The organism is Kitasatospora sp. NPDC048239, from assembly GCF_043202015.1.
Taxonomy (GTDB): domain Bacteria; phylum Actinomycetota; class Actinomycetes; order Streptomycetales; family Streptomycetaceae; genus Kitasatospora.
Map to the genome: position 1 here is coordinate 92,555 of NZ_JBICZP010000015.1, position 20,448 is coordinate 113,002.

General features: G+C 72.1%; 17 protein-coding genes and 2 pseudogenes. 8 read left to right on the forward strand and 11 right to left on the reverse strand.

Features of this window, described 5'->3' with window-relative positions; translation table 11 throughout:
* Window positions 1-7 precede the first annotated feature (7 nt).
* A pseudogene (locus ACGFZP_RS31450) lies at window positions 8-181 on the reverse strand (trehalase-like domain-containing protein); the annotation flags it as partial.
* Window positions 182-612: 431 nt separating this feature from the next.
* On the opposite strand from ACGFZP_RS31450, the gene ACGFZP_RS31455 reads away from it, so the two are divergent.
* Window positions 613-1,044 (forward strand): hypothetical protein, encoded by a 432-nt coding sequence (locus ACGFZP_RS31455; RefSeq protein WP_392939483.1) that lies wholly within the window; start codon window positions 613-615, stop codon window positions 1,042-1,044.
* Between the two features lie 171 nt (window positions 1,045-1,215).
* Here the strand turns inward: ACGFZP_RS31455 and ACGFZP_RS31460 are convergent, their stop codons facing one another.
* From ACGFZP_RS31460 to ACGFZP_RS31475, 4 genes are all read right to left on the reverse strand, one after another.
* Window positions 1,216-1,677, reverse strand: a complete 462-nt coding sequence (locus ACGFZP_RS31460) for a hypothetical protein (RefSeq protein WP_392939484.1) — start codon at window positions 1,675-1,677, stop codon at window positions 1,216-1,218.
* Window positions 1,677-2,840, reverse strand: coding sequence for a DUF6973 domain-containing protein (locus ACGFZP_RS31465; protein ID WP_392939486.1), 1,164 nt, complete (start codon window positions 2,838-2,840; stop codon window positions 1,677-1,679). Before ACGFZP_RS31465 ends, ACGFZP_RS31460 begins: the two co-directional genes overlap by 1 nt.
* 5 nt (window positions 2,841-2,845) lie before the next feature.
* Window positions 2,846-3,163 carry a hypothetical protein gene (locus ACGFZP_RS31470; protein WP_392939488.1) on the reverse strand — a complete coding sequence of 106 codons (318 nt, stop codon included), beginning with the start codon at window positions 3,161-3,163 and terminating at the stop codon, window positions 2,846-2,848.
* 319 nt (window positions 3,164-3,482) lie between these two features.
* Window positions 3,483-4,004, reverse strand: coding sequence for a hypothetical protein (locus ACGFZP_RS31475; protein ID WP_392939490.1), 522 nt, complete (start codon window positions 4,002-4,004; stop codon window positions 3,483-3,485).
* 644 nt (window positions 4,005-4,648) lie between these two features.
* Here ACGFZP_RS31475 and ACGFZP_RS31480 point away from each other — a divergent pair.
* Window positions 4,649-4,966, forward strand: coding sequence for a hypothetical protein (locus ACGFZP_RS31480; RefSeq protein WP_392939492.1), 318 nt, complete (start codon window positions 4,649-4,651; stop codon window positions 4,964-4,966).
* On the forward strand, window positions 4,963-5,604 hold the full coding sequence (locus ACGFZP_RS31485; RefSeq protein WP_392939494.1) for an HD domain-containing protein: 642 nt from the start codon (window positions 4,963-4,965) through the stop codon (window positions 5,602-5,604). Before ACGFZP_RS31480 ends, ACGFZP_RS31485 begins: the two co-directional genes overlap by 4 nt.
* Before the next feature lie 13 nt (window positions 5,605-5,617).
* Here ACGFZP_RS31485 and ACGFZP_RS31490 read toward each other — a convergent pair whose 3' ends face one another.
* The 3 genes and pseudogenes from ACGFZP_RS31490 to ACGFZP_RS31500 form a co-directional block, all read right to left on the reverse strand.
* Entirely contained in the window at window positions 5,618-6,154 is a 537-nt protein-coding gene (locus tag ACGFZP_RS31490) for a DUF1707 domain-containing protein (protein WP_392939496.1), read from the reverse strand.
* Window positions 6,155-6,273: 119 nt separating this feature from the next.
* Window positions 6,274-6,414: pseudogene (locus ACGFZP_RS31495) on the reverse strand (IS110 family transposase); the annotation flags it as partial.
* A gap of 530 nt (window positions 6,415-6,944) precedes the next feature.
* On the reverse strand, window positions 6,945-8,225 hold the full coding sequence (locus ACGFZP_RS31500; RefSeq protein ID WP_392939498.1) for an alpha/beta hydrolase family protein: 1,281 nt from the start codon (window positions 8,223-8,225) through the stop codon (window positions 6,945-6,947).
* A 262-nt stretch (window positions 8,226-8,487) separates the two neighbouring features.
* Here ACGFZP_RS31500 and ACGFZP_RS31505 point away from each other — a divergent pair, with 262 nt between their 5' ends.
* Window positions 8,488-9,678 carry a sensor histidine kinase gene (locus ACGFZP_RS31505; protein WP_392939499.1) on the forward strand — a complete coding sequence of 397 codons (1,191 nt, stop codon included), beginning with the start codon at window positions 8,488-8,490 and terminating at the stop codon, window positions 9,676-9,678.
* On the forward strand, window positions 9,675-10,355 hold the full coding sequence (locus ACGFZP_RS31510; protein ID WP_392939501.1) for a response regulator: 681 nt from the start codon (window positions 9,675-9,677) through the stop codon (window positions 10,353-10,355). Before ACGFZP_RS31505 ends, ACGFZP_RS31510 begins: the two co-directional genes overlap by 4 nt.
* A 343-nt stretch (window positions 10,356-10,698) precedes the next feature.
* On the opposite strand, the gene ACGFZP_RS31515 is transcribed toward ACGFZP_RS31510, so the two are convergent.
* Window positions 10,699-10,980, reverse strand: a complete 282-nt coding sequence (locus ACGFZP_RS31515; RefSeq protein WP_392939502.1) for a hypothetical protein — start codon at window positions 10,978-10,980, stop codon at window positions 10,699-10,701.
* Between the two features lie 244 nt (window positions 10,981-11,224).
* Between ACGFZP_RS31515 and ACGFZP_RS31520 the strand changes: the two genes are divergently transcribed.
* The 3 genes from ACGFZP_RS31520 to ACGFZP_RS31530 all read left to right on the forward strand — a co-directional run bounded on the left by ACGFZP_RS31520 (window position 11,225) and on the right by ACGFZP_RS31530 (window position 15,313).
* Window positions 11,225-11,989, forward strand: coding sequence for a sensor domain-containing protein (locus ACGFZP_RS31520; protein ID WP_392939504.1), 765 nt, complete (start codon window positions 11,225-11,227; stop codon window positions 11,987-11,989).
* Complete coding sequence (locus ACGFZP_RS31525) at window positions 11,986-14,103, forward strand: polymorphic toxin-type HINT domain-containing protein (protein WP_392939505.1); 2,118 nt, start codon at window positions 11,986-11,988, stop codon at window positions 14,101-14,103. The genes ACGFZP_RS31520 and ACGFZP_RS31525 overlap by 4 nt, the downstream gene beginning before the upstream one ends.
* 124 nt (window positions 14,104-14,227) lie before the next feature.
* Window positions 14,228-15,313, forward strand: coding sequence for a hypothetical protein (locus tag ACGFZP_RS31530; protein WP_392939507.1), 1,086 nt, complete (start codon window positions 14,228-14,230; stop codon window positions 15,311-15,313).
* Between the two features lie 330 nt (window positions 15,314-15,643).
* On the opposite strand, the gene ACGFZP_RS31535 is transcribed toward ACGFZP_RS31530, so the two are convergent.
* Window positions 15,644-16,027: a CU044_2847 family protein gene (locus ACGFZP_RS31535; protein ID WP_392939508.1), complete on the reverse strand. Its 384-nt coding sequence runs from the start codon at window positions 16,025-16,027 to the stop codon at window positions 15,644-15,646.
* Between the two features lie 107 nt (window positions 16,028-16,134).
* The gene (locus ACGFZP_RS31540; RefSeq protein WP_392939510.1) at window positions 16,135-20,403 is read right to left on the reverse strand and encodes a trypsin-like peptidase domain-containing protein; all 4,269 of its coding nucleotides are present in this window, start codon (window positions 20,401-20,403) and stop codon (window positions 16,135-16,137) included.
* Window positions 20,404-20,448: the final 45 nt, after the last annotated feature.

The window sequence follows — 20,448 nt, forward strand, 5'->3', positions numbered from 1 at the left end:
GGCTCCGCGGCGCCAGCCGAAAGTACCCGCCCTGCTCGTGGTCCAACAGCGAGGCGAACACACTCGGCGAGTCGAACCGCGGTGAACAGAACCAGTTCACCACGCCTTGGGGCGACACCAGGGCGGCGGTCTGCAGGTCGCCGACCAGGCCGTGGTCGGCGATCGGGGGATAGCGGTCCATCAGTGTCCAATCCCCGAGCGGCTGCACCGCGACCCGCTATCGGACACGCCTGGCAGGAAGAAGCGGCCAACTCGCCGCGAACGGGCCGAACCGGGCAGTATCCGCCGACCGCGTGACTCAGGGCGCGCCTGATCCGGGCAGCCCGGCTCGCGGCCTCCGGACGACGACCGTGGGCGATCCCGTCGACGACGACCGGCATATTCCCGCACCTCATTTCCGGCGGACGGAAATGCGCGGCGAACCATATACGGATGCGGTCGACGTCCGATATACACGGCGTTCACGGCGGCACCGGGAATATGGGACCAGGGCGACTCCACGCCAGATCGCCGTGTCATTTCAGACGTCCGCCAACTCTCCTGGCGCCCTGACCGGGACGGGACCTCACCATGGGTGTGCGGGAAATCCCCGCACTCACCTCACCCTGTCCGATGCGACGACTGGAGAAGATCCTCATGCGCTCATCCGTTCGCACGAAACTCACCCGGTTCCTGGCCGTCCCCGCCCTTGCCACGGCCGGTGCGATCCTCGCGACCGCCCCCGCGCACGCCGCGTACATCTCGCTAGGTGTCAACGGCGCCACCGTCGCGGATGCCGGCCGGACGCTGAACGTCTCCGTGACCTACCGGTGCCACTCGGATTTCCAGTGGGCCGCCATCACCGTGCAGGCCGCACAGTCCACCGCATCGGGCAGCGGCTCGGTCCGCGTCCCTTGTACCGACGCTCAGGCGATCGCGACCGTTCCGGTGAGCATCACCTCGCCCGACGGCGCGTGGACCAGGTCCGCGGTGGACCTTTCGGCGTCCATCGCCGACGGCGAGCTCAATCGCACCAGGACCACGGCCAAGGTCGTCGCCACCTGACCGTGAGCCCATGACGCGGTCGACCCGGGACCGTACCGGGTCGACCGGGCTCGGGTTCGACGGCCGGACGGGCCGCCGACTCGGCAGCCCGTCCGAACGAACCCCGACAGAAGGGCGCCGGCCGGCCCCCACCGGCCGATCTCCTACTGCCGATCCCCTACTGCCGATCCCCTACTGACCGACCACGCGGACCGCGGCGTCGGCCCCGGTGGCGGTCGCCAGCCGCACCTCCCGGTGCAGCGGCCGCCGGTAGTCGACCCGGCCGAACCCGACGGCGATCTCGTAGGCACCGACGGCCTCACCCCCGGCCACGAAGACCATCAGCTCGGACGACGACCGGCTGGCGTCCTGTTCCTCCCAGCGCACCGGGTCGCCGACCACCTTCGAGATCTCCTCGTCCCGGGTGCCACGGCCGAACACGTACACCGTGTCCCAGCCGAGGCCCCCCGGTGACGTCAGCGTCACCTCGCCCGGGCCGGCCGGCCCCAACGCCTTCAGCTCCCGGTCCAGTTCCGCACTGATCACGGCCTGCACCGGATCCTCGCCCGCGGCGCACCCGGCGACCGGCACCCCGGCGAGGACGGCTGCGAGCAGTCCGGTGAGCACCGGGGCCGGAACGCGGCGGGCCGCCATCAGGACTTCAGCTCCGACGGCACTCCGCCCGGGTCCTGACCCTTGCCCTCGAACGGTTTGTTGTTGCTCTCGCCGGTCTGGCCGTCCTCGACCTGGTCGCTGTAGGCCAGGGCACCGCCCTCCGGCTTGATCACCACCGTGTCACCGCGCCGCACGGCCTCCTCCACCAAACGCTCCAGCTCCTTGTCCGAGGCGTGCGGATTCGCCGCGGCGATCCGGCGGCCGACCTCGTTGTTGAAGAGGTCCATGGATTCCCGGTCACCGGGATTTCCTGGCAACTGCTCGTGCGCGCTCGCATAGCGTTTGGCCCAGTCCTCACCGAAGCGTTTCGTCATCAGCGCATTCCAGTACGCGTGCCGGAACGCGTCCCGATGACTGTCGTTCGCGCCGTTGACGGGGGAGAACTTCTCACCCGAGACGTCGAACGCCTTTTCCCTGATGTCCGCGAAATCCATCCGGGCGAACAGGGTGAGCCCGTCCAGCATGACCGCCTCGGTTGCGGTGATCTTCTGCCGGTCGGTGCCGAGCACCCAGGCGGTGATCGCGTCCGGGTACTTCACCGTGCCGTGCGGATCGTCCTTGACCTGGTAGCCGGCCAGGATGGTGCCTGGGTCGGCCCGGCGCCCGTCGTGGGCAGTGGCGTTGAACGCGTCCTCGCGGATGCCCAGGTCGTCGGTGATGTCCTGGAAGGCCGCCTGGTCCGCCGCGGTGGCCCTCTGCAGGGCGTCGTTGATCCGCCCGTGCACCTCGCGGGCCTTCTCCGGGAGCTCGCCGGACCGCGTGTCGGGATCGTTGCGCATGGACTCCGGCCAGTTCACCCCGCCGTCCGGAGTCACGTTCACGCCCAGGCGGGCGGCGTCGTCCAGGGCCTGGACCAGGGCCCGCTGCGCGGCGTCGAACTCGGCCGCGGCGGTGGTCAGCGCGGTGCCGAGCGCCGCCGCCTCCCGCTGGGCCGCGTCCAGCTGCCGCTGGTCGTCGGCCATCGCGGCCCGCGCGGCATCGGCCGCCGGCCCCGCCCAGCCGCTGCGGGCCGTCGCGTCGGCGACCTCGGTGCGGTAGCGGCCGGCCAGCGCGGCGAGGAAGCGGGACTGGGTGAACCAGCCCTGCCCGGCCGACCGCAGCGGGCCGAGCCTGGCGTCACGGACCTGATCGACGGTCAGCATCGCACTCACCGCCCCTCGAAGGCGGCCTGGTTGGCGGCCTCGGTCGAACGGTACTGCTGGGCGGTGGTCTCCAGGTTTCCGCCGGTGCGGCCGAGCCGCTCCGCGAGCGCGTCCGACTGCTTCTCCCACACCTGGGCCAGCCGGGTCAGCGCGGAGGCGGTCTGCCAGCCCGACAGGCCGCCGGCGGCGCTGTTGGCCGCGGTCTCCAGCGTTCCCGAGGTCGCCAGCACGATCTGCCGGAAGTCCAGCGCGATCTTGCCCGCCCCCGCCAGCGCCTGCGGGTCGGCGCGAACGGTACTCCCGTTCAGGTCGGTCACGTCCACCGTTACTCCTCGTGTCGAGTCGCTCTGCGGAGTGTGCGCCAGAGGAGACGAACGGCGGAACACCGCGGTTCCCACGAAGCGGCCACCTGCCAACGTGTTTGACGATCCGTCATCACGGGCGGAGCTGAACGGTCCGGGCACGGGCTCCGGCCTGGCCGCACGGGGTGCGCCCGCGGCCTGGCCGCACCGCAGCTGACTCGCCACCGAGTTCCGCGGCAGCCCCGGATCCCGCAGCAGCAGCCGGATCAGCACCCGTAGCCCTCGGGCTGGAGACCGGGCTCGTGAGCCAGCGCGCGTTCGGGCCCGGGGCCCTCGGCGTCTACAGGGCGCGCAGCAGGAACTGGGTGGTGGTGTAGCTGGCGCCGCCGGAGCAGGTGTAGTTCTGCTGGGTGGCCGTGTACGTGAACCCGGACGGCACGGAGCAGGCCCACATGCCGGTCACGGGCTTGTAGAGCAGGAACTGGTTGGTCGTGTAGCTCCCGCCGCTGGAGCATGTGTAGTTGCTCATGACCCCGGTGTGGGTGTAGCCGGGCATGGTGGTGCAGGCCCAGAGGCCGTTGGCGGGCGGCTCGGCGTAGAACTCGGTGGTCCGGTAGCTGCTGCCTCCCGAGCAGGCGTAGGAGCTGCGGGACGAGGTGTACGTGTAGCCGGACGGGACGGAGCAGGTCCAGCCTGAGGTGGCCGCGGTGGCCCCTGTGGTCCCGGCTTTGGGGGCCTGGGCGATGGTCCCGGCTTCGGCGGCCGGGGCGGTCGCCGCGGTGAGGGCCGTGGCGAGGACGAGGGCAGCCGTCGCCGTGGTGGCGAGCAGCGTGGGGGGCACATGGAATGTCGTACGCGGCATGGCGGGCACTCCTGGTCGGTTCGTCCATCGGGCAGAGTCAACGGGTCGGGGCCGACCGGGGGTCTGGCCCGTGCCCCGGCCACCGCAGGGCACGTGCCGGAAGACTGTCAGGGGCACAGGTCCCCGGCAAGGCCGGTGCCGCGCGGTCCGCTGTATTCCGGCCGCCACCGGCGCCCCGGCCGACCTGCGGGCTGACCGGGGCGCACCGCTCTGCCAGGGCGTTCGGTACAGGTGGAATGGCGGGGTCCACCGTCCTGGGGCCGTACGGGTCAGCCGGCCGGGGCGTCGAAGTGTTTGGCCGCCGTCGAGTCGCCCGTACGCCTGGTACGCCCAGGCAGGCGACGGCTTCGGAGGCACCCCCTGGACGCAGGCCTCGTACGTCCGCACCGTCCTGCCGCAGTGCCGAGCGCCGCCGCCTCCCGCTGGGGATGGGATTTCCCCGGGGACCGGACCGACGCCATCCGAGGCGTCCTGGACTACTGGAGCTCCAGCACAGTGAACCGACGCAGCTTCCTGAGCGGCGGCAGCTTCACCGCCGCCGCCTACACCACCCCCGTCACCCGCTGGATCGTCGCCCCCTCCGACCGCACCACCGAGCACACTGCCGGCGGACGGCGGGTCGGCCGCACCGACCTCGCCGACCTGTGGGAGGCCGCCGACCAAGCCCGGCTCTGGGACTCGAAGTTCGGCGGCGGGACTGGCGCTCCAGCTCCGTATCCCAGTGCCTCACCCACCAGGCCATCCCACTCCTGGAAGGCACCTACACCGACGAGATCGGCCGCGAGCTGTTCTCCGCCACCGCCGAACTCGCCCGGGTCGTGGCCTGGTCCGCGTTCGACAGCGGCCAGCACGCCGTCGCCCAGCAGCACGGGCAGGCGACCCTGCTCGCCGTCGTGGACGGGCATCTGACGGGACCCCGGCCCGCCGCCCTCGCAACCGCCAACGAACAGAGGACCACATGAACCCCGACCAGGACGCCGCCGGCACGGCAGCTCTGATCTTCGAGACCGGCACCCTCCGCGACATCCACCGCACCGGATGGAGCTACGACGGCATCCGAGGCGCTGAGACCGTCGCCGAACACAGCCACCGCACCACCGTCATCGGCATCATCCTGGCGGCGACGGAGGGCGCAGACCCCGCCCGAAACCGCACTGCTGTGCGCCCTCCACGACCTCCACGAAGCCCGCATCGGCGACCTGACCCCCCTCACCCGCCGCTACGTCACCGCCGCCGGTCCCCGCACGGTCACCGCCGACCAGGTCGCCGTCCGCGAGGTACTCACCGAGGCCGGACTGCGACCAGAACGACGGGCCCGAGATCGGCTGGGAGGGCCGGGCCGAATGCCCCGCCTGCGGCTGGTCCCTGGACACCGACTTCAAACAGCTCGCTCTCTCCCGGATCGCCGTCCAGCACCAAGAGATCGAACGACTACGCTCCCAGCGCTCCGCAACGGTGCAGGCCTCCGTACGCAGTGCCCTGCGGCTGGTGCCTGAATGTGGCCCCGGACGCGGTGCTGTGCACCACGTCAGAGGCGTCCACCAGAGGGCAGGAAAGCGACAGTTGCGGCGAACTCGATACGAGCGGGGCTCCCCGCTGACAGATGGCCGGGCTCATGGCCACTGCTCGATGACCTTCGCGTTGTTGAGCGTTCCGGTGATCTCGATGCGGAGCCGGGAGTCGGCGGCGACACGGCCCGAGCGGAGCAGCTTGGCCTTGGAGAACCTGAGATTGAGCCCGTTGGTGTCGATCACGATGCCGGGTCCGCCGACGATGACCAGCTTGCCGAGCTTCATGTCCGCCTCGATTCGCAGCGTCCTCGAAGTGATCACCGCCTCGGTGAAGTCGAAGGTGACCCGGCAGATCTTCGTTCGCAGCGCGATGCGGTTCGGCACCGTCCAGCGCCCGGCCCGCGACCACTTGCCGCCGGATTGCTCGACCACGAGGACGTCGTTCGTCTCGAGTGCGGCTGGCAGGTCGGCCACCAGTGCGGCCAACTCGCCCTGCGTCCGCGCCGACAGCGCGCGCTCCACCCTGGCGTCGAGCTCCTCGGAGGTGAGCCGGCCATCACCTCCGGCGAGCCGTAGGGCGTCTACGACGCGGTCACGATCCTCGTGTGACGCCCGCAGTTCGGGCAGATCCCTCGACATGGCAGCCACGCTAGCAAGCCAGGGGATTTCGGCGTGGTGGCTTTGTTCACGAGAACGGGTTCTGGCTCAGGTGGCTGCGCCAGAACCCGTTCTCGTGAACAAAGCCAGCCGGTGAGTTCGTCTCCGGCGTCGCGTCGGCGTCGGTAGTGCGCTTTGGCGCCGGGTGAGGCGGTGAGTGCGGAGAATGCCCATAGATAGCCGGCGTGGTTGAGCCGGTCGTTCTTGACCCATCGGCGGGTGATGCTGGACTTCGTCCCGGACACCGGCGATGTCACCGAACTACTCTGCGGCGATGTGACCACCGACTGCCCGCTCGAACGCCCCGCGGCCAGCACAACCAGCGGCAAACCCCACCCGAGCACGACCGTACGACGCATCAGATTCTCCATCCTCGGCAACCGCTGCGCTGATCACCACGATCGCCCCTACCTGCTCCACCCGCACGCCGCCGGCGCGGGCAGGCCCCGCAGACGACATCGCCGCGCTACAGATGGCCCCGTCACAAGGCCGCCACCCGTGCGGCGCGCTACGACCCCGACCACGACACCACCCTCAAGCACGCGCTGCGCCGTGAGTGCCACCGCCCCGCCGTGACGTCGCCGAATGCGCCTGCGAGGCCGCCCTCCGGGCCCGTCGGACCACCGACGCCGCCCACCGCCGGCTCGCGGGAGGGCACAGGGGCCCGTCCGTTCTCCGGTCGTGTCGGCTCCGTGTCCGGGCCCGCCCCGCGTCCGCCACGGGCGGCACGGCCGTGCCGCCCGGCGCGATGAGGGGTGCCGGGCGGGCCGGTTCAGCGCAGCACCTCCAGCTCCGGCCAGTCGTCGCCGGGCCGGTCGAGGAAGCCGGTGGGCCGCCCCGTCAGGTACCGCGCGAAGAAGGCGGCGACGGCGGTGCGCTGGGCGGCCAGGGAGCGCCGGGGGTCGACGGTGCCGATGAGTCCGGCCGCGTCGGGGACCGGGAGGCCGTGGACGAGCTGGGGCAGGAGGACCTGGAGGTCGGTGTACGAGCCGTGGGCGGCGTTCCGCAGCCGCAGAGCGTGCCGGGGGCCGGTGGACGCCGCCCAGCAGGAGGCCCAGCTCGGTTCGGTGCGCAGGGTCTTCGTACCGGAGGCCATCAGCAGGAGGGGCTTGGCGAGGCCGCTGTCGGCGACGGGTCCGAGGAGGGCGCCGTCGAGGTCGGCCGCCGCGCGGACGCGGGGCTCGTCGTGGGCGAGCTGGGCGGCGACGGAGCCGCCGAGGGACTGCCCGAGCACGCCGGTCCTGGCCGGGTCGGCGGCTTCGGCGAGCCCGTCCGGGAGTGGGGCGGTGCCGGTGTCGGGGCGGTCCCCGCGGGCGAGCCGGTCGAGTGCGCCGAGGACGAAGCGGGCGTCGGCGAGGCGGGCCCGGGAGTGCCCGGCGAGGAGGGCGGCGATGACCTCCGGGGTGAGGTCGTCGGGGAGCGGGAGGGCGCGTTCGACCCGGCCGCCGGGGAACTCGACCTGTTCGGCCTCGTACGTGGAGTCGAGGGCGACGACGAGGTGGCCGCGGCTCGCCAACTCCTCGACCAGGGTGGTGCCGAGGGCGCGCGAGCCGCCGTCGCCGGAGGAGAACAGCACCACGGGCAGCCGGCCGGCACGGCGGGCGACGGGCGCGCCGGTGCGGGCGTGGGTCCTGATCCCCCGCCAGTCGGCGGCGCCGGCGGGGACACCGAGGGCCGGCGCGGAGTGCGCGTCCCAGTCGGCCGCCGCGGCCGGGGGCAGCCAGGGGGCCGTCGGGTGGCCGGCGCCGGGTTCCGCCGGGTACCAGAGGCCGGCCATGAGCTCCCGGTAGGGCTTGGCGGGCAGGAGGGGGTCGGGGCGGCTGTCGTCGACCAGGTGCAGCGCGACGGTGCCGACGGGCCAGGGCCCGGTGGGTGCGGGCAGCCGCAGCGGGACGGGGGTGCCGGGGGAGGGCGCGGGGCCGGCACCCCCGGCCGGGGCGGCGGGGCGGCTTCCCGGAGCGGGGGCGGCCGGGCGGTGTCCGGGGGCGGCGGCCACGGTGGCGAGCACGGCGGCGCCGAGCGTGCCGAGCAGGGCGCGGCGGGTCGGGGGCATGGGCGGGCTCCTCGGGCGGGTACGGCTGCGGGGTCTCCACCAGGGTTTCGCCACCGGGGGTGCGGGGCGCCCTGCCGGGGGACGATCCCGCCGGTGGTTGCGGGTCGCCCCAGGGCGCGCCCGCTCCTTCGCACGGAGGAGGCACCGGTGTCCCGGGGTCTCCCCGGTCTCCGCCGGTGGGCGGACGCCTTCGCGGGCGCGGGGGCCCTACCGTGGGGCTCCGGCGAGGACGCCGGACGACGCGGACGCGAGGACGGACACGATGACCGAGACCGGCGCGGTACGGACGGGCCCGCCGGGCGCCCTCGCCTGGCTGCAGGGGCGGGTGCCGCCCCTGGCGGCGGACGCCGCGCTCGCGGCGGCCCTGTTCCTGCTGACGCTCGGGCCGGGGCGGGTGGCGGACGGTACGGGCTTCGCGCTGCAGGCCGCTCTGGTGCTCCCGTTGGTGTGGCGGCGGCGGGCGCCCCGGTCCGCGTTCGGCGTGATCACCGCCGCGGCGCTCGCGCAGTGGCTGCTGGGTGTTCAGCTGCCGGCCGACGCGGCGTTGCTGGTCGCCCTCGGGACGGTGACCGCGCGGGCGCCGTACCGGTCGGCGTGGGCGGCGGGTCTGGTGGCGGTGGCCGGGGCGGTGCTGGCGGCGGCGCGCTGGGCGCCCGAGGGACGTTTCCTCGCCTCGGCCGCCGCGATGACGGCGGCGGTCGCCGCGAGCGCGCTGCTCGGGGCGAACGCCCGGATCCGGCGGGCCGCGCGGGCGGAGCGGCTGGCGCGGCTGGAACGGGACCGCGACGAGCGGGAGCGTCGGGCGGTGGAGGAGGAACGCGCGCGGATCGCGAGGGAGTTGCACGACAGCGCGACGCACGGCCTGTCGGTGGTGGTGGCGCTGGCGGACGCGCTCGGGCACGCGCGGCCGGCCGACGCCTCCGCCGTGACGGCCCGGATCGCGGAGACCGGGCGGCAGGCACTGACCGACATGCGGCGGGCGCTGGGCCTGCTCCAGGACGCCGGTACCGACGCCGGTCCCGACGCTGGGCCAAGGGACGACCGGCGGTTGCCGCCGGGGATCGGGCAGCTCGGGGCGCTGTGCGAGCGGATGGAGGCGGCGGGCCTTGTGACCCGGCTGCGGGTGGACGGTGAGGCCGCCGGGGTGCCGGCCGCGGCGCAGCTGACAGTGCACCGGCTGGTCCAGGAGTCGCTGACCAACGTCCTGCGCCACGCGCCGGAGGGGGCGCGCGCCGAGGTGCGGGTGTTCTGCGCGCCGGGGGCGGTCACGGTCGAGGTGACCGACGACGGGCGGGCCGGAGGGACCGGGCGGACGGGATCCGCCGGGTCCGGGCTGGGTCTCACGGGGATGCGGGAACGCGCCGCGGCCTTCGGCGGGGTGCTGGAGGCGGGCCCGCGGCCGGGCGACGGCTGGCGGGTCTTCGTACGGCTGGATCCCGGGGGCGCGCCGTGAGCGTCCGGGTGCTGCTGGTGGACGACGAGGAGCTGCTGCGGCTGGCGTTCGGCATGATCCTGCGCGCCGAGCCGGACATGGAGCCGGTCGGGGAGGCGGCCGACGGGGCGGCGGCGGTGGAGCTGGCGCGGCGGCTGCGGCCGGACGTGGTGCTGATGGACGTGCGGATGCCGGGAACCGACGGCATCGAGGCGACCCGGCTGCTGCTGCGCGAGGCGCCCGGGACGCGGGTGCTGGTGCTCACGACCTTCGACCTGGACGCGTACGCCTTCGAGGCGCTGCGTGCCGGGGCCTCCGGCTTCCTGCTGAAGAACAGCCGGCCGGAGGAACTGCTGGGGGCGATCCGCGACGTGGCCCGGGGGGACGCCGTGGTCTCCCCCCGGGTGACCCGGCGGCTGCTGGACCGCTTCGCGCACCGGCTCCCCGCCGCCGGGGGCGACGGCGGCGACGGCGGCGGGGGCGACGCGGAGCGGCTGCGCGTGCTGACCGCGCGCGAGCGGGAGGTCCTGCTGGGGGCCGCCCGCGGCCTGACCAACACGGAACTCGCCGCCGCCCTCGGTCTCGCGGAGCCCACGGTGAAGAAGCATCTCGGCCGGGTCATGGCCAAGCTGGGTCTGCGGGACCGGGTGCAGGCGGTGATCTTCGCGTACGAGTGCGGGCTGGTCGGGCCGGGGTAGGCGCGGGCGGCCGTCGGGCGCGGGCCGGCGGCTCAGCGACGTTGACGGCGGTCCAGACGGCGTCGACCGTGGCGTACTCGGCGCTGGTGGCGCCCGTGGAGGTCCTTGGCCGCGTTCAGGTCGTCTGCTGCCTGCCCACCCCAGGGGCACGGGCGGGCGACACTCCCTGACACCGCCTCGGACCACAACTCCTACCGGACCCGCCAACGACGCGAGCTCCTGGCGCAGGAGAACCGGGCCCACCGCGGCTGAGCCTGTCAGCCGGGCCGGTCGGCCAAGCGAAAGATGTGCTCTCGCCCTTCGCGGTCTTCGAACTCGACGCTGAAGGACAAGCCCATCGCGTTCAATCCCCCAGCAGGTCAGTGATGCGATCGGGATCCACGAACCCGCTGGACAGGACAGGCTCCTGCGGAACCAGCTCAAGTTCCGCGGACTCGTTCTCGACCTGAACCTCGGTCCAGCTCGATCGCCGGACCCGCCAGCCGGCGCGGAAGAACAGCTCAGCCGCGCTCTGGGCGTTGGCTGCCCCGGTCGAAGATCCCCAGGCATTGCTGCCGAGATCGAGCTGAGCCACGGCAGCGGCGTCAAGACGCGGGCCGTCCGTCCCGCCAGAGGTGAAGTCCACGCCGGACAACCTGTTCACCGACGCGCTCGGGCTCTGGGAGGACCAGCTGGAGTGGGACGGCGAACGATGACTGCCCATACCCCGGCAAAGTTCTTTCACTTCTTGCTAGTTGCCACTTCGAGAATGCTCTGCAGATCCTCAAGTCGGGCTGGATGGTCTTGCCCTGCAAGACGGCGTAGGTGACGGTTGGTGTCCGAGGCGTTCACAGAACGCAACCCGAGTCGCGTCATTGGGGGAGCTCAGCGTGACAGAGAACTCCGACTACACCCTTGCGCCGCCGTCGTCCGGCCCGGAGGAGCCCACGGCACCGGGGCCGCGTGCGCCGCTGCGCTCGCCGCGAGTGCCGTGGTTGCTGCTGGCGTTGGTCTCCGTCTTCTGCGTCGGGTTCGCGGCATTGGCGGGCTGGCTCTGGCTCCGTGAGCCGGATGCGGTGGACACGTCGCCGCACGTGGCTGCCGGAACGGTCCAGGCGGACCTGCTCTCCCCTGACGAGGTCAGCGCGCTGGCAGGGACCACGCTCGTGGCCGGCGCACGAGTCGGCGAGCCGGCCGCCGCTCCCGGAGCCGAGCCGTCGACGTGCGCGGCCGCAGTGGGGCCGGCCACCAAGGCCGTCTACGGGCAGGCCTGGACAACCTTCGTCTCGGCGACGTACGGCGATGCGGATGGAACGGGTGACTACACGGCGACCCAGGTCATCGGCATCTACCCGGAGGCGCAGGCCGCCGGGGCCGCGCTGCGCGTGCTGGCAGACGGGCTCAAGAACTGTCCGGCCGCCCAGCGGACCGAGGCGGACGGCCAGACCTCGAAGTGGACCTACAAGACCGACACCGTCGCTCCGGAAACGGTCATCTGGACGTCGGTCCAGGATGCCGGGGACGGCTGGGCGTGCTATCGCCAGGCCCGGGCCACCGGCCGGGCCCTGGTACAGGTGGCACTGTGCGAAGGGGGTGACGGCACCTCGGCCGTGGCGAAGATCGCCGACCGGCTCGGCGCGAAGGTGACCCAGTGACCGGGCGCGGCGCGGTGCGTCGCCCGGTCAGCGCCCAGGTGAGGGCCGCCGTGGGACGTGGTCTGTGCCTGGCACTCCTCACCGTGCTCGTGCCGGCACTCGCAACCGGCGAGAGCACCGCGGCCCCGGCGGCCGACCCACCGATCCCCGGCGTTGCCGCGCTGGCATCCGGCGCGTCCGCCCCCGAACCGCTGCGGCCCAGTCCGGCCTACCCCCCCGCCCTGAACACCCGGGTCGCCGCGTTCAGCCAGCAGGCCGCCGCCCTGCCGCAGCGAACCAGCGAGCTCCTGGGCGCCACACAGAACCTGACACAGGCATCGGAGGCGCTGCAGGAACGGTCCACGACTGCGAGTGGGGACGCCGCCTCCGTCAACGCCAAGATCGCCGCGCTCAACGCCAGGTCCCAGGCCCTTAACGGCCGGATCGCCGCGCACAACGCCGCTCCGCACGAATTCCAACTGCCCGCGCAGGCCGCGGCCGCGAACGCCTACAGCGCGGAGAAGGCACAGCTCGACGGCGAAGCCGCCCAGCTCAGCGCGGAACGGGCCGCGCTCGAGCCGGAGCGCTCGCAGATGATCGCGAAGCAGCAGGAGCTGGCCAAGGACGCGTCGAAGGTCAGCGCCGACGCGCTCGCGCTGGCCCGGCAGGCCACGGCGCTCCTTCAGGAGATGCAGCAACTGTCTTCCCAGCGGCAGCAGCTGCTCCAGCAGATGGCGTCCTCTAACCAGGCCCTCGTCAACGCTCCGGCCGGCCCGCCGCCGACGACCACGTCCATGGCGCAGGGCGCCGACGCGGCGCGGCCGCAGCGTCTCGCCGACCGCAGCGGCGCGCCGGTGGATGATCGTGACCACCGGCAGGCGGGCCGCAAGAACGCGGCCGTCGACGCCTACGCCAAGCAGCACGGCGTCAAGGTCGTCAAGCGGCCCGTCACCGCCTACCTGGCCCCCGACGCAGTCAACCGGCTCACCGCCGCCGACCGCGCCCGGCTCTCTCCCGTCGCCACGTACGACGCCCTGGTGCGCAAGCCCAACGGCCACTACAAGGCATTGGAGGTGTGGGACCCGCGCGCCAGGCCGGCCGGCGGCCAGGAGGAGTTCAACGCAGCCCTCGCCAAGGGCGCCCAGGCCACCGTCGCCGGCGGCAAGGAGATCATCGACGAAGTCGAGTCCCTCACCACCTGCCCGCCCAACAGCTTCCCCGCGGGCACTCGGGTCCTCCTCGCTGACGGCACCACACGCCCCATCGAGAGCATCCGCATCGGCGACCTCGTCACCGCAGCCGACCCCACCGCTGACGTCGCCGGCCCCCGGGCTGTGACCGGCACCATCCGCACCCCCGACGACCGCGACCTCACCGAACTGACGATCCGCCACGACGATGGCACCACCGGCGTGATCACCGCGACCGACCACCACCCCTTCTGGGTCGACACCACCCGGGCCTGGACCGACGCGGCGGCGGTGCGCGTCGGCGACACGCTGCGCACCGAGTCCGGCGCCACCGTCCAGGTCGCCTCGATCCGGCATTGGACCGGTCTCGCGCCGGCGTACAACCTCACCGTCGAGGGCCTGCACACCTACTTCGTGCTGGCAGGTGACACCCCGGTCCTGGTGCACAACGCCGACCCGGCGGACTGCGACAAGCAGACCTGGGAGATCGTCCGCCAGCTCCGCGTCAGGCCCAACGACGACGGCTACACCACGGGCCAGCCCGTGATCAGGACCGAGAACGGAGCCGCCGAGCGTTGGGACGGACTCGTTTACAGCGGTTCGACCATGGGGCAGGACAAGGAGCTGGTCACCAAGATCAGCGACTGGCTCAAGAGCACCGAGTCAGGAGCACCCGCACTCCGCAACCCAAAGGCGACACCCGTCTACCCGAGTGCAGACCACGTCGAGGCCAAGGTCGCGTGGAAGATGGCTCAGAACAACAAGACCGTCACGAACGCCGAGGTGATCATCAACAATCGGGACGGAGTGTGCGAAGGCCGCGCGTCCTGCGAAGTTGTCGTCCCGTACATTCTCTGCAGTGGCCAGACGCTGCTGGTGAGGTACCTCGACAAGGCCGGCCAGTTGGCTAAGTCTGACCCGATCAAGGGCAAGAGGAACTGCTGACTGTCGGGGCGCCTTCCACCTGTGCCGCCGATCCGCAGCCGCACCCAGTGTCCCAGGTCATCGCTAGGTTGGTGTTCCTTGCCGGCCGATTGTGCCGGTGACCGGACGCAGCATGGGGGTCGGGATGGGTTTCGGAGTCGGCGGCCGGGCGAGCTGGGTGCTGGAGCCGCTGGTGGGGGTGGGGCCGCTGCGGTTCGGGATGTCCCCTGAGCAGGTTCACGTGGCAATGGGCGAGGACGCCGCGGGCGGTGTCCTCAGCGGCGGCCTGCGGCGGTGGAACCGGTACCGCCAGCACGGCGTGAGCACGATCTTCGGGCCGCAGGAGCAGCTGGTGGCCGTGGGGATCGACGCGAACCGTGGGCCGCTGGTGCGGCTGGAGAGTGTGGTGCTGGTCGGCCGGGCGCCTTCCGATGTGCGCGCGGACATCAGCCGCCTGGCGCTGCGGTGCGGGGTGACGGAAGTGCCGAACGCCGAAGGGGAGCAGGACGTGCCGGCGTGGGGGGTCTCGGTGGGTGCGGTCCAGCAGTGGCTGCCGGATGCCGAGGGCTTCCAGCAGCGGCAGGATGCCATGATCACCGACCTGCTGGTGACCGGGCCCGGCCTGGCCGAGGACCCGTACGGCGACGCGAACGTGGCCAGTTGGCGCAGCAACTCCCGGCGCCCCGACCCCGAACCGGGGCCGTGGACGGTACGGCCGGAGCGGGACCGGCCGCGGTGGCAGTGCGTGCCGCTGGAGCGGGTGGGGCCGCTGCGGTTCGAGATGACGCCGGAGCAGGTGTCGGCTGCCCTGGGCGGGGAGACGGCATCTTCGCGCCGCACCTACCACCCCTTCCCCGCAGGCACCCCCTGGGCGGCCCAAGGCGACCCTGCGGAGGAGCGGCTGACCGATGAGTGGTTCGCGGCCGCCGGCGTCCGCGCGCACTACCTGGGGTGGGAGCAAGGACGCGGCCCACTCCTTGCTGCGGTCACCGCCCTTGGGCGATCCGGCCCCCAGGTCCTCCTCGACGGCATCCCGCTCGTCGGCCGGCCGGTCACCGCCGTCGAATCGGACATCGGTAGGTACCTCGCGGACAACGACCTCGGCCTGCGGTTTCCCAGCAGCGGGGACATGGAGATCTACGGCCTCGGTGTGTGGGTGCGTGCCGCCCGTGTTGGTGACACCGCCATCAGCGAGGCCAGGCTCGGGACAGAGCAGTGGTACGAGGAGTGATCTCGCCTCTCTGAGCCGACGGCCGGTCACCCAGCCGCCGATCATGGCCCCGCACTGCGGTCAGGGAGGCCAGTGGCCGGTGGTCTGGCCGATGTCGTAGCGCGGTCAGCTCGCACCGGCCGCCCGATGGCCGGTGCGGCCCGGTCGACACCGGCCTGATGCCCCGGCCGGACGCCGTCGTGCCCACCCACGAGCACCTGGACCACTTCCACCTGCCCTCCCTCGACCTGCTGGACCGCCGGGAGCTGTGGCCTTGGTGCACTGTTGCTGGGTCCCGTCGGTTGTCCGCAGCAGGTTCGGCGGCTGCCCGTGTATGCCTTGCCGCTGCGGTCAGGCTGGCGGGGTCGGGGCGGCCTGCTCCGGGCTCCAGCTGGCGGTGACGGTTAGGTGGGCCTGGCCGTTGCCGTTGACGATGCCCAGCTTCAGGTCCTGGGTCAGCTGCACGCCGAACGTGACGGTGATCTCCGTAGGTGGCGCGGGCACCGTCGTCATGGCGGCGTGGACCTCCTGGACCAGGGCGCCGAGCGGCCTGAGCGTGCCACGCAACGCGTCGGCGGCGATAGCAGCGACAGCGTCTCCCCGCCGGCCCACGGGGACGAGCGCGCCGAGGCCGTCGCCCGGGTCGTCGCGCTTCGAGGCGGGTGGGCCGGCGTTCGTGAGTAGGAAGCGAACCGTGGTGCCATCGTCGAGACGAACGTTCTCTGAACCGGTCATGGAAAGCATTGTGGCAACGGGTGCCGGAGGCCGGTGGTGGTGAGCAACTTGGTTACAGAATCGAGGCAGTTGGAGCTTGGCGAGCTGCCCGCGGTGCGATGGGTCCTTCAGGAGCAGGGCGGCTTGGAGGGGGTTCCCTTCGGGAGGAGCTTGCGTTCGTCCTTCGTGTAGTCGCGTCCGGCGCCTGCGCAGAGCGTACGGAATTGGGCTTCGGGGCGGAGGTCGAAGGCCCGGCGGCCTGCCTTGTTGTCGATCACCAGCCGGCTGTCCGATGTGAGCCGGGCAGTGGTGTCGGTGATCTCCTCAGTGGACGACTCCGCAACCGCCAGCGTGACGAAAGATCCGTTCGTCAGATCGTGGACCCTGATCAGTCCGTTCAGGTACATAACGAGCCCGCCGTCCGGCGTGAACCCGATCAGGTGGCTCAAGGTCGGGCGCGGCACCTCCTCCCGCAGCCGCTCCCGGCGGTCGACGTCCCATATGCGCACCGTTCCGTCGGAGTTCTGCACGGCGAGCCGCGAGCCGTCGCGGTTGAAGGCGAGCGAGCTGCCGTCGGACTCCTGCCCGAAAGGGGGCGCGCTTACGGCGGGGCCCGTCAATGTCGCGACCTGCTCCGGCGCGCGGACGTCCCACAGCAGGACTTCGCCGAGGGCGCTTCCCGCCCTGGTGACGACGGCGACCTGACCCGGGTGTGAGGGGCGGGCCATGAGCAGGCCCTTGACGAAGATGCTGCCGAGCCCGTTGGTGTTGGGTCCGGGGTGGGCGAGGAAGGGCTGGGTGAGGACGGTCCCGCGGGTGGCGTCGAGCCGTGCCAGCGTGCCGTTCTCGGTCAGCAGGACGATCTCGCGCCCCTGTACTCCGACGATGCTCTCGACCTTCTCCCCCTTCTGGGCTTCCCGGGGGAGCGGCACGCTCTGCCTGAGGTCGGATGCCTCGTAGGCGCGCTGAAGGCCGGCGTCGCGTTCCCAGACCACGACCGCCTGCGAGTCGGCGGTCCATGTGACCCTCGAGTCGTTGGCCTTTCCCGGGGCCGGAACCTCCACGGACTGCAGGACCGTGCGGGAGGCGTCCAGGACTTCAAGGGAGTTGTCGCGGAGCCTGGCGACGAGGTTCCCGTCGGGCGACAGCGCGAATCTGTCTCTCCCTTGGTCCCCGGCCCGGAACCGTTCGTGGCCCGACCGCTCGGCCCGCAGTGCCATCAGCGTCGTGCCGACGGGTACGAGAACGGTGAGCGTGCCGTCCGCCCGCGGCACCGCCGCGACCTCCGGGCGTCCGTTGCTGATCTCACGCGCGGTGGGTACGCGCGTGCGATATACCTGCCCCGTGCGCACATCGGTCAGGGTCGACTCGACGTACCCGCCCTCCTTGACCTCCCCGATGCCAGGAGTGCCCTCGACGCCGTAGTTCCCCGTGACATCGACTGAGGCGTACGCACTGGTGTCTGGCAACGCGACGCCGGGTCCGGCTGTGCGGCCGAGTGCCTGGGCATACGGACGGCCACCAACCGCCGAGAGCGCGACTTCGCCTCCCGACCGGACAAGCGGGGCGGAAGAGGACACGCTTTCGGGCGGCGGATCCGGACGGTAGAGCTCGCGGCCGGTGACGAGGTCCTTGACCGCGACCTCCCGCACGTCCTTTCCCCAATAGGTCACCGCGACCGCGTCCGAGTCCGTGGTGAAGGCCGCACCGCTCAGCCTGAGGCCGGCCACGAGGCTGTCCGCGACGGGCAGCCGGTCACCGGAATGCACCTCCCACGCTTCGGCGAAGGACGGGACACACCGCTCGGGGTATTTGTAACAGTCCATGGAGAGGTCGCCCGTCGTCAGCAGCAAGCGCTTCCCATCGCTGCTGAAGTCCAGGCTCGCCCCAGGCTCTTCGGCGATCCCGTGCTCCCCTCGGTCCAGGACGACGGGCTCCCCGCCCTTCCCGTCGTTCAACCGCCACAGCCGAACCGAGTCCCTCGCGGCCAAGGCGAAAAGGCTACCGTCAGGACTGAGCGCAGTCGCCAGACCACCGGCGGAGACTCCGCCGAGTTCCGAGGCCCGGATCTTTCCTTCGAGGACGCCGGTGACGACGGTGAACGTATACACATCGCCGCCCGACGGCTTCGACGCCACCACGAGAGTACGGCCGTCCGCTGTGGCCTCCATGCCCTGGAACTGGCCCTTCCACACGGACGGATAGGCGCCCACCAGGTACTGCCCCCGCGCGTACTGGTGCATCAGCGCATCGCGGGTCTTCGGGGTCTGCTGGATGCTCCACGCGGCCAGTGACAGCTGGAGCGCGGTCGCCGGATTGCTGCCGGGAGTGTCCTCGGCGGCCTGGGCCAACAGGGCCGCGGCCTGGATCCGAAGCTGCTCCTCGGTCTCCCGGAGACTGCGCACCGTGAACCAGGCCAGGATGAGGGCAAGCGCGGTGAGGACGGACAGCGCTCCGAGGGCAGCCTTCCTGATACGGGCGCCGCGCCGGGAGTGGCGCCGGCTCAGCAATACGTATCCGCGCTCGTCAACGGATATGTCGTCAGGCTGCGCGGCCAGTCGGCGTTCCGCCTCCGCGAGATCGGTACCACTCAACAGCCGGGGCGACTCTCTCTGCTGTGCCTGCCACCGTCGCAGGTCGGCCCGTAACTGCTCCTGCCACGCGCGGAAATCCCGCGAGTCGGCCAGCCAGCGTTGGAGGCGTGGCCAGAGCCGGGTCAGCGCCTCGTGTGCCAGATCGACGATCTCCTCAGCACCGCCCGGGCCTCGGGAGAGGACAATGAGCTTGCTCGGCGCCAGCTCCCTCGCCAGTTCGATCAGCTCCGGGGTCAGGTCGGCGGCACGGGTGGGCCGGCGGAGGAAGGCGTCCCCGTCCGGCCGGGCCAGCTGCACAAACAGCCGCCTGGCCAGCTCTCGCCGGGACGGTGTCAGCCCGTCGAGCGTGTCGTCCGCGTACCCGACCAGCGCCCCTGCCACCCCGCCCAGCTCGTCGTACGCGGCGTGGGTCAACATCGACCGGCTGCGACGCCCCCACAGCTCGGTCAGGGCGAACTGGACCAGGGTCATCCGTCCGGGCTCGTCGCCCGCATCCGCGACGATCCGCTCCGGCAGCCCCGGCTCGAACCACAGCCCCGGCATGTCATCGACCGGCCCGGCCACCGCTTGCTCCAGGCCCTCGGCGGCAAGCGGCGCCAGGAACTCCACGGCGTCGCTCACCAGATCGGACGTCACGGCTGTCACCAGCACGTCGAGCGAGTCAGGCCGCGCGGTCGCGACGACCCGCAGCACCGCCGCTCCTTCCTTGCCCGCCAGCGCGGCGAGCAACTCCAGCAGGTCACGGGCGGCGGCAGCTTCGGCGGCCGCGTACTCCTCGAACTGGTCGACGAAAAGCACGTGCCCGGCCTCGCCACTACGGGCAAGAATCCTGCTTCGCAACTCGGCCGGGACACCGTCGCCGGTATCCAGCAGCCTTGCCAACTGTTCCGCCCCGGCGAGCCGCTCGATCTCGCCGAGCCCCGGCTGCAAGACGTCGGTCAGTACCCTCGCCAACACCGCGGACGCCCGCACACCGGGCACAGGCCGAACCTCGGAAACACCCATCCCCCCGGACCGCAGCCGTGGCAGCACCCCCGCCCCTACCAGCGAGGACTTCCCGCACCCCGAGGGCCCCGCGACCAGCGTCACCGGCCGCTTGCGTACAGCCGCGCACACACGCGCGATGTCACTTGCGCGACCATGAAAGAACTCCGCGTCGACCTCCGAGAAAGGCGCGAGGCCCTGGAACGGGCAGCGCGACCGCAGCGTCTCCTCGTCGACCAGATCGGCCGACGGCAGCAGATAGGCGGTGCGCTCGCCCACATGCGCGGCAACCGTCATACCGACGACCCCGTCCTGCGCGTCGTCCCACACGGGTGACCCGCTGAACCCTCCCGAGATCCGTGGCCCCGGCTCCTGCGCCTCCATCTGCACCCAGCCCGAGCCTTGCCCGGCCCGCAAGGTGCCAGAGGCCCACACCCCACGATCGGCACCACTCGGGTAGCCCAGCGCCCGGAATGTGTGGCCCCATACGCCGGTCCCGTCGACCAGCTTCACCGGCCGCGTGCCCTCCACGGCCGTCTCCAGCCTCAACAGTGCGGTGTCCTGCCCGCCGGGCCGCCACGACACCACGGTCGCCCGCGTCCTGGGGCGGCCCTCCAGCAGTGGGAAGTCGAGATCCACTGGCTCACCTGGCGCCGCCCGCGCACTGTCCGGTACTCCGAGCGCCCGGGCCACGACGTGGGCACAGGTGCACACCACATCGGCGGCAACAAGAAACCCGGCACCGACCACCTCACCCTCAGCCGAGAAGACCCGCACTTGCGACGCCCCGAACACATCGCTCTCCCGCACAGCGGCCATGAAATCCCCCGTATACAAGCGTCCCCAACCATGCCCAAGACCAGC

What these genes read in the sequence shown, in the direction of transcription:
- ACGFZP_RS31455 (WP_392939483.1), top strand. Translation starts at nt 613, where the DNA reads ATGCGACGACTGGAGAAGATCCTCATGCGCTCATCCGTTCGCACGAAA.
- ACGFZP_RS31530 (WP_392939507.1), top strand. Translation starts at nt 14,228, where the DNA reads ATGGGTTTCGGAGTCGGCGGCCGGGCGAGCTGGGTGCTGGAGCCGCTG.
- ACGFZP_RS31460 (WP_392939484.1), bottom strand. Translation starts at nt 1,677, where the DNA reads ATGGCGGCCCGCCGCGTTCCGGCCCCGGTGCTCACCGGACTGCTCGCA.
- ACGFZP_RS31540 (WP_392939510.1), bottom strand. Translation starts at nt 20,403, where the DNA reads ATGGCCGCTGTGCGGGAGAGCGATGTGTTCGGGGCGTCGCAAGTGCGG.
- ACGFZP_RS31500 (WP_392939498.1), bottom strand. Translation starts at nt 8,225, where the DNA reads ATGCCCCCGACCCGCCGCGCCCTGCTCGGCACGCTCGGCGCCGCCGTG.
- ACGFZP_RS31505 (WP_392939499.1), top strand. Translation starts at nt 8,488, where the DNA reads ATGACCGAGACCGGCGCGGTACGGACGGGCCCGCCGGGCGCCCTCGCC.
- ACGFZP_RS31485 (WP_392939494.1), top strand. Translation starts at nt 4,963, where the DNA reads ATGAACCCCGACCAGGACGCCGCCGGCACGGCAGCTCTGATCTTCGAG.
- ACGFZP_RS31465 (WP_392939486.1), bottom strand. Translation starts at nt 2,840, where the DNA reads ATGCTGACCGTCGATCAGGTCCGTGACGCCAGGCTCGGCCCGCTGCGG.
- ACGFZP_RS31490 (WP_392939496.1), bottom strand. Translation starts at nt 6,154, where the DNA reads ATGTCGAGGGATCTGCCCGAACTGCGGGCGTCACACGAGGATCGTGAC.
- ACGFZP_RS31475 (WP_392939490.1), bottom strand. Translation starts at nt 4,004, where the DNA reads ATGCCGCGTACGACATTCCATGTGCCCCCCACGCTGCTCGCCACCACG.
- ACGFZP_RS31535 (WP_392939508.1), bottom strand. Translation starts at nt 16,027, where the DNA reads ATGACCGGTTCAGAGAACGTTCGTCTCGACGATGGCACCACGGTTCGC.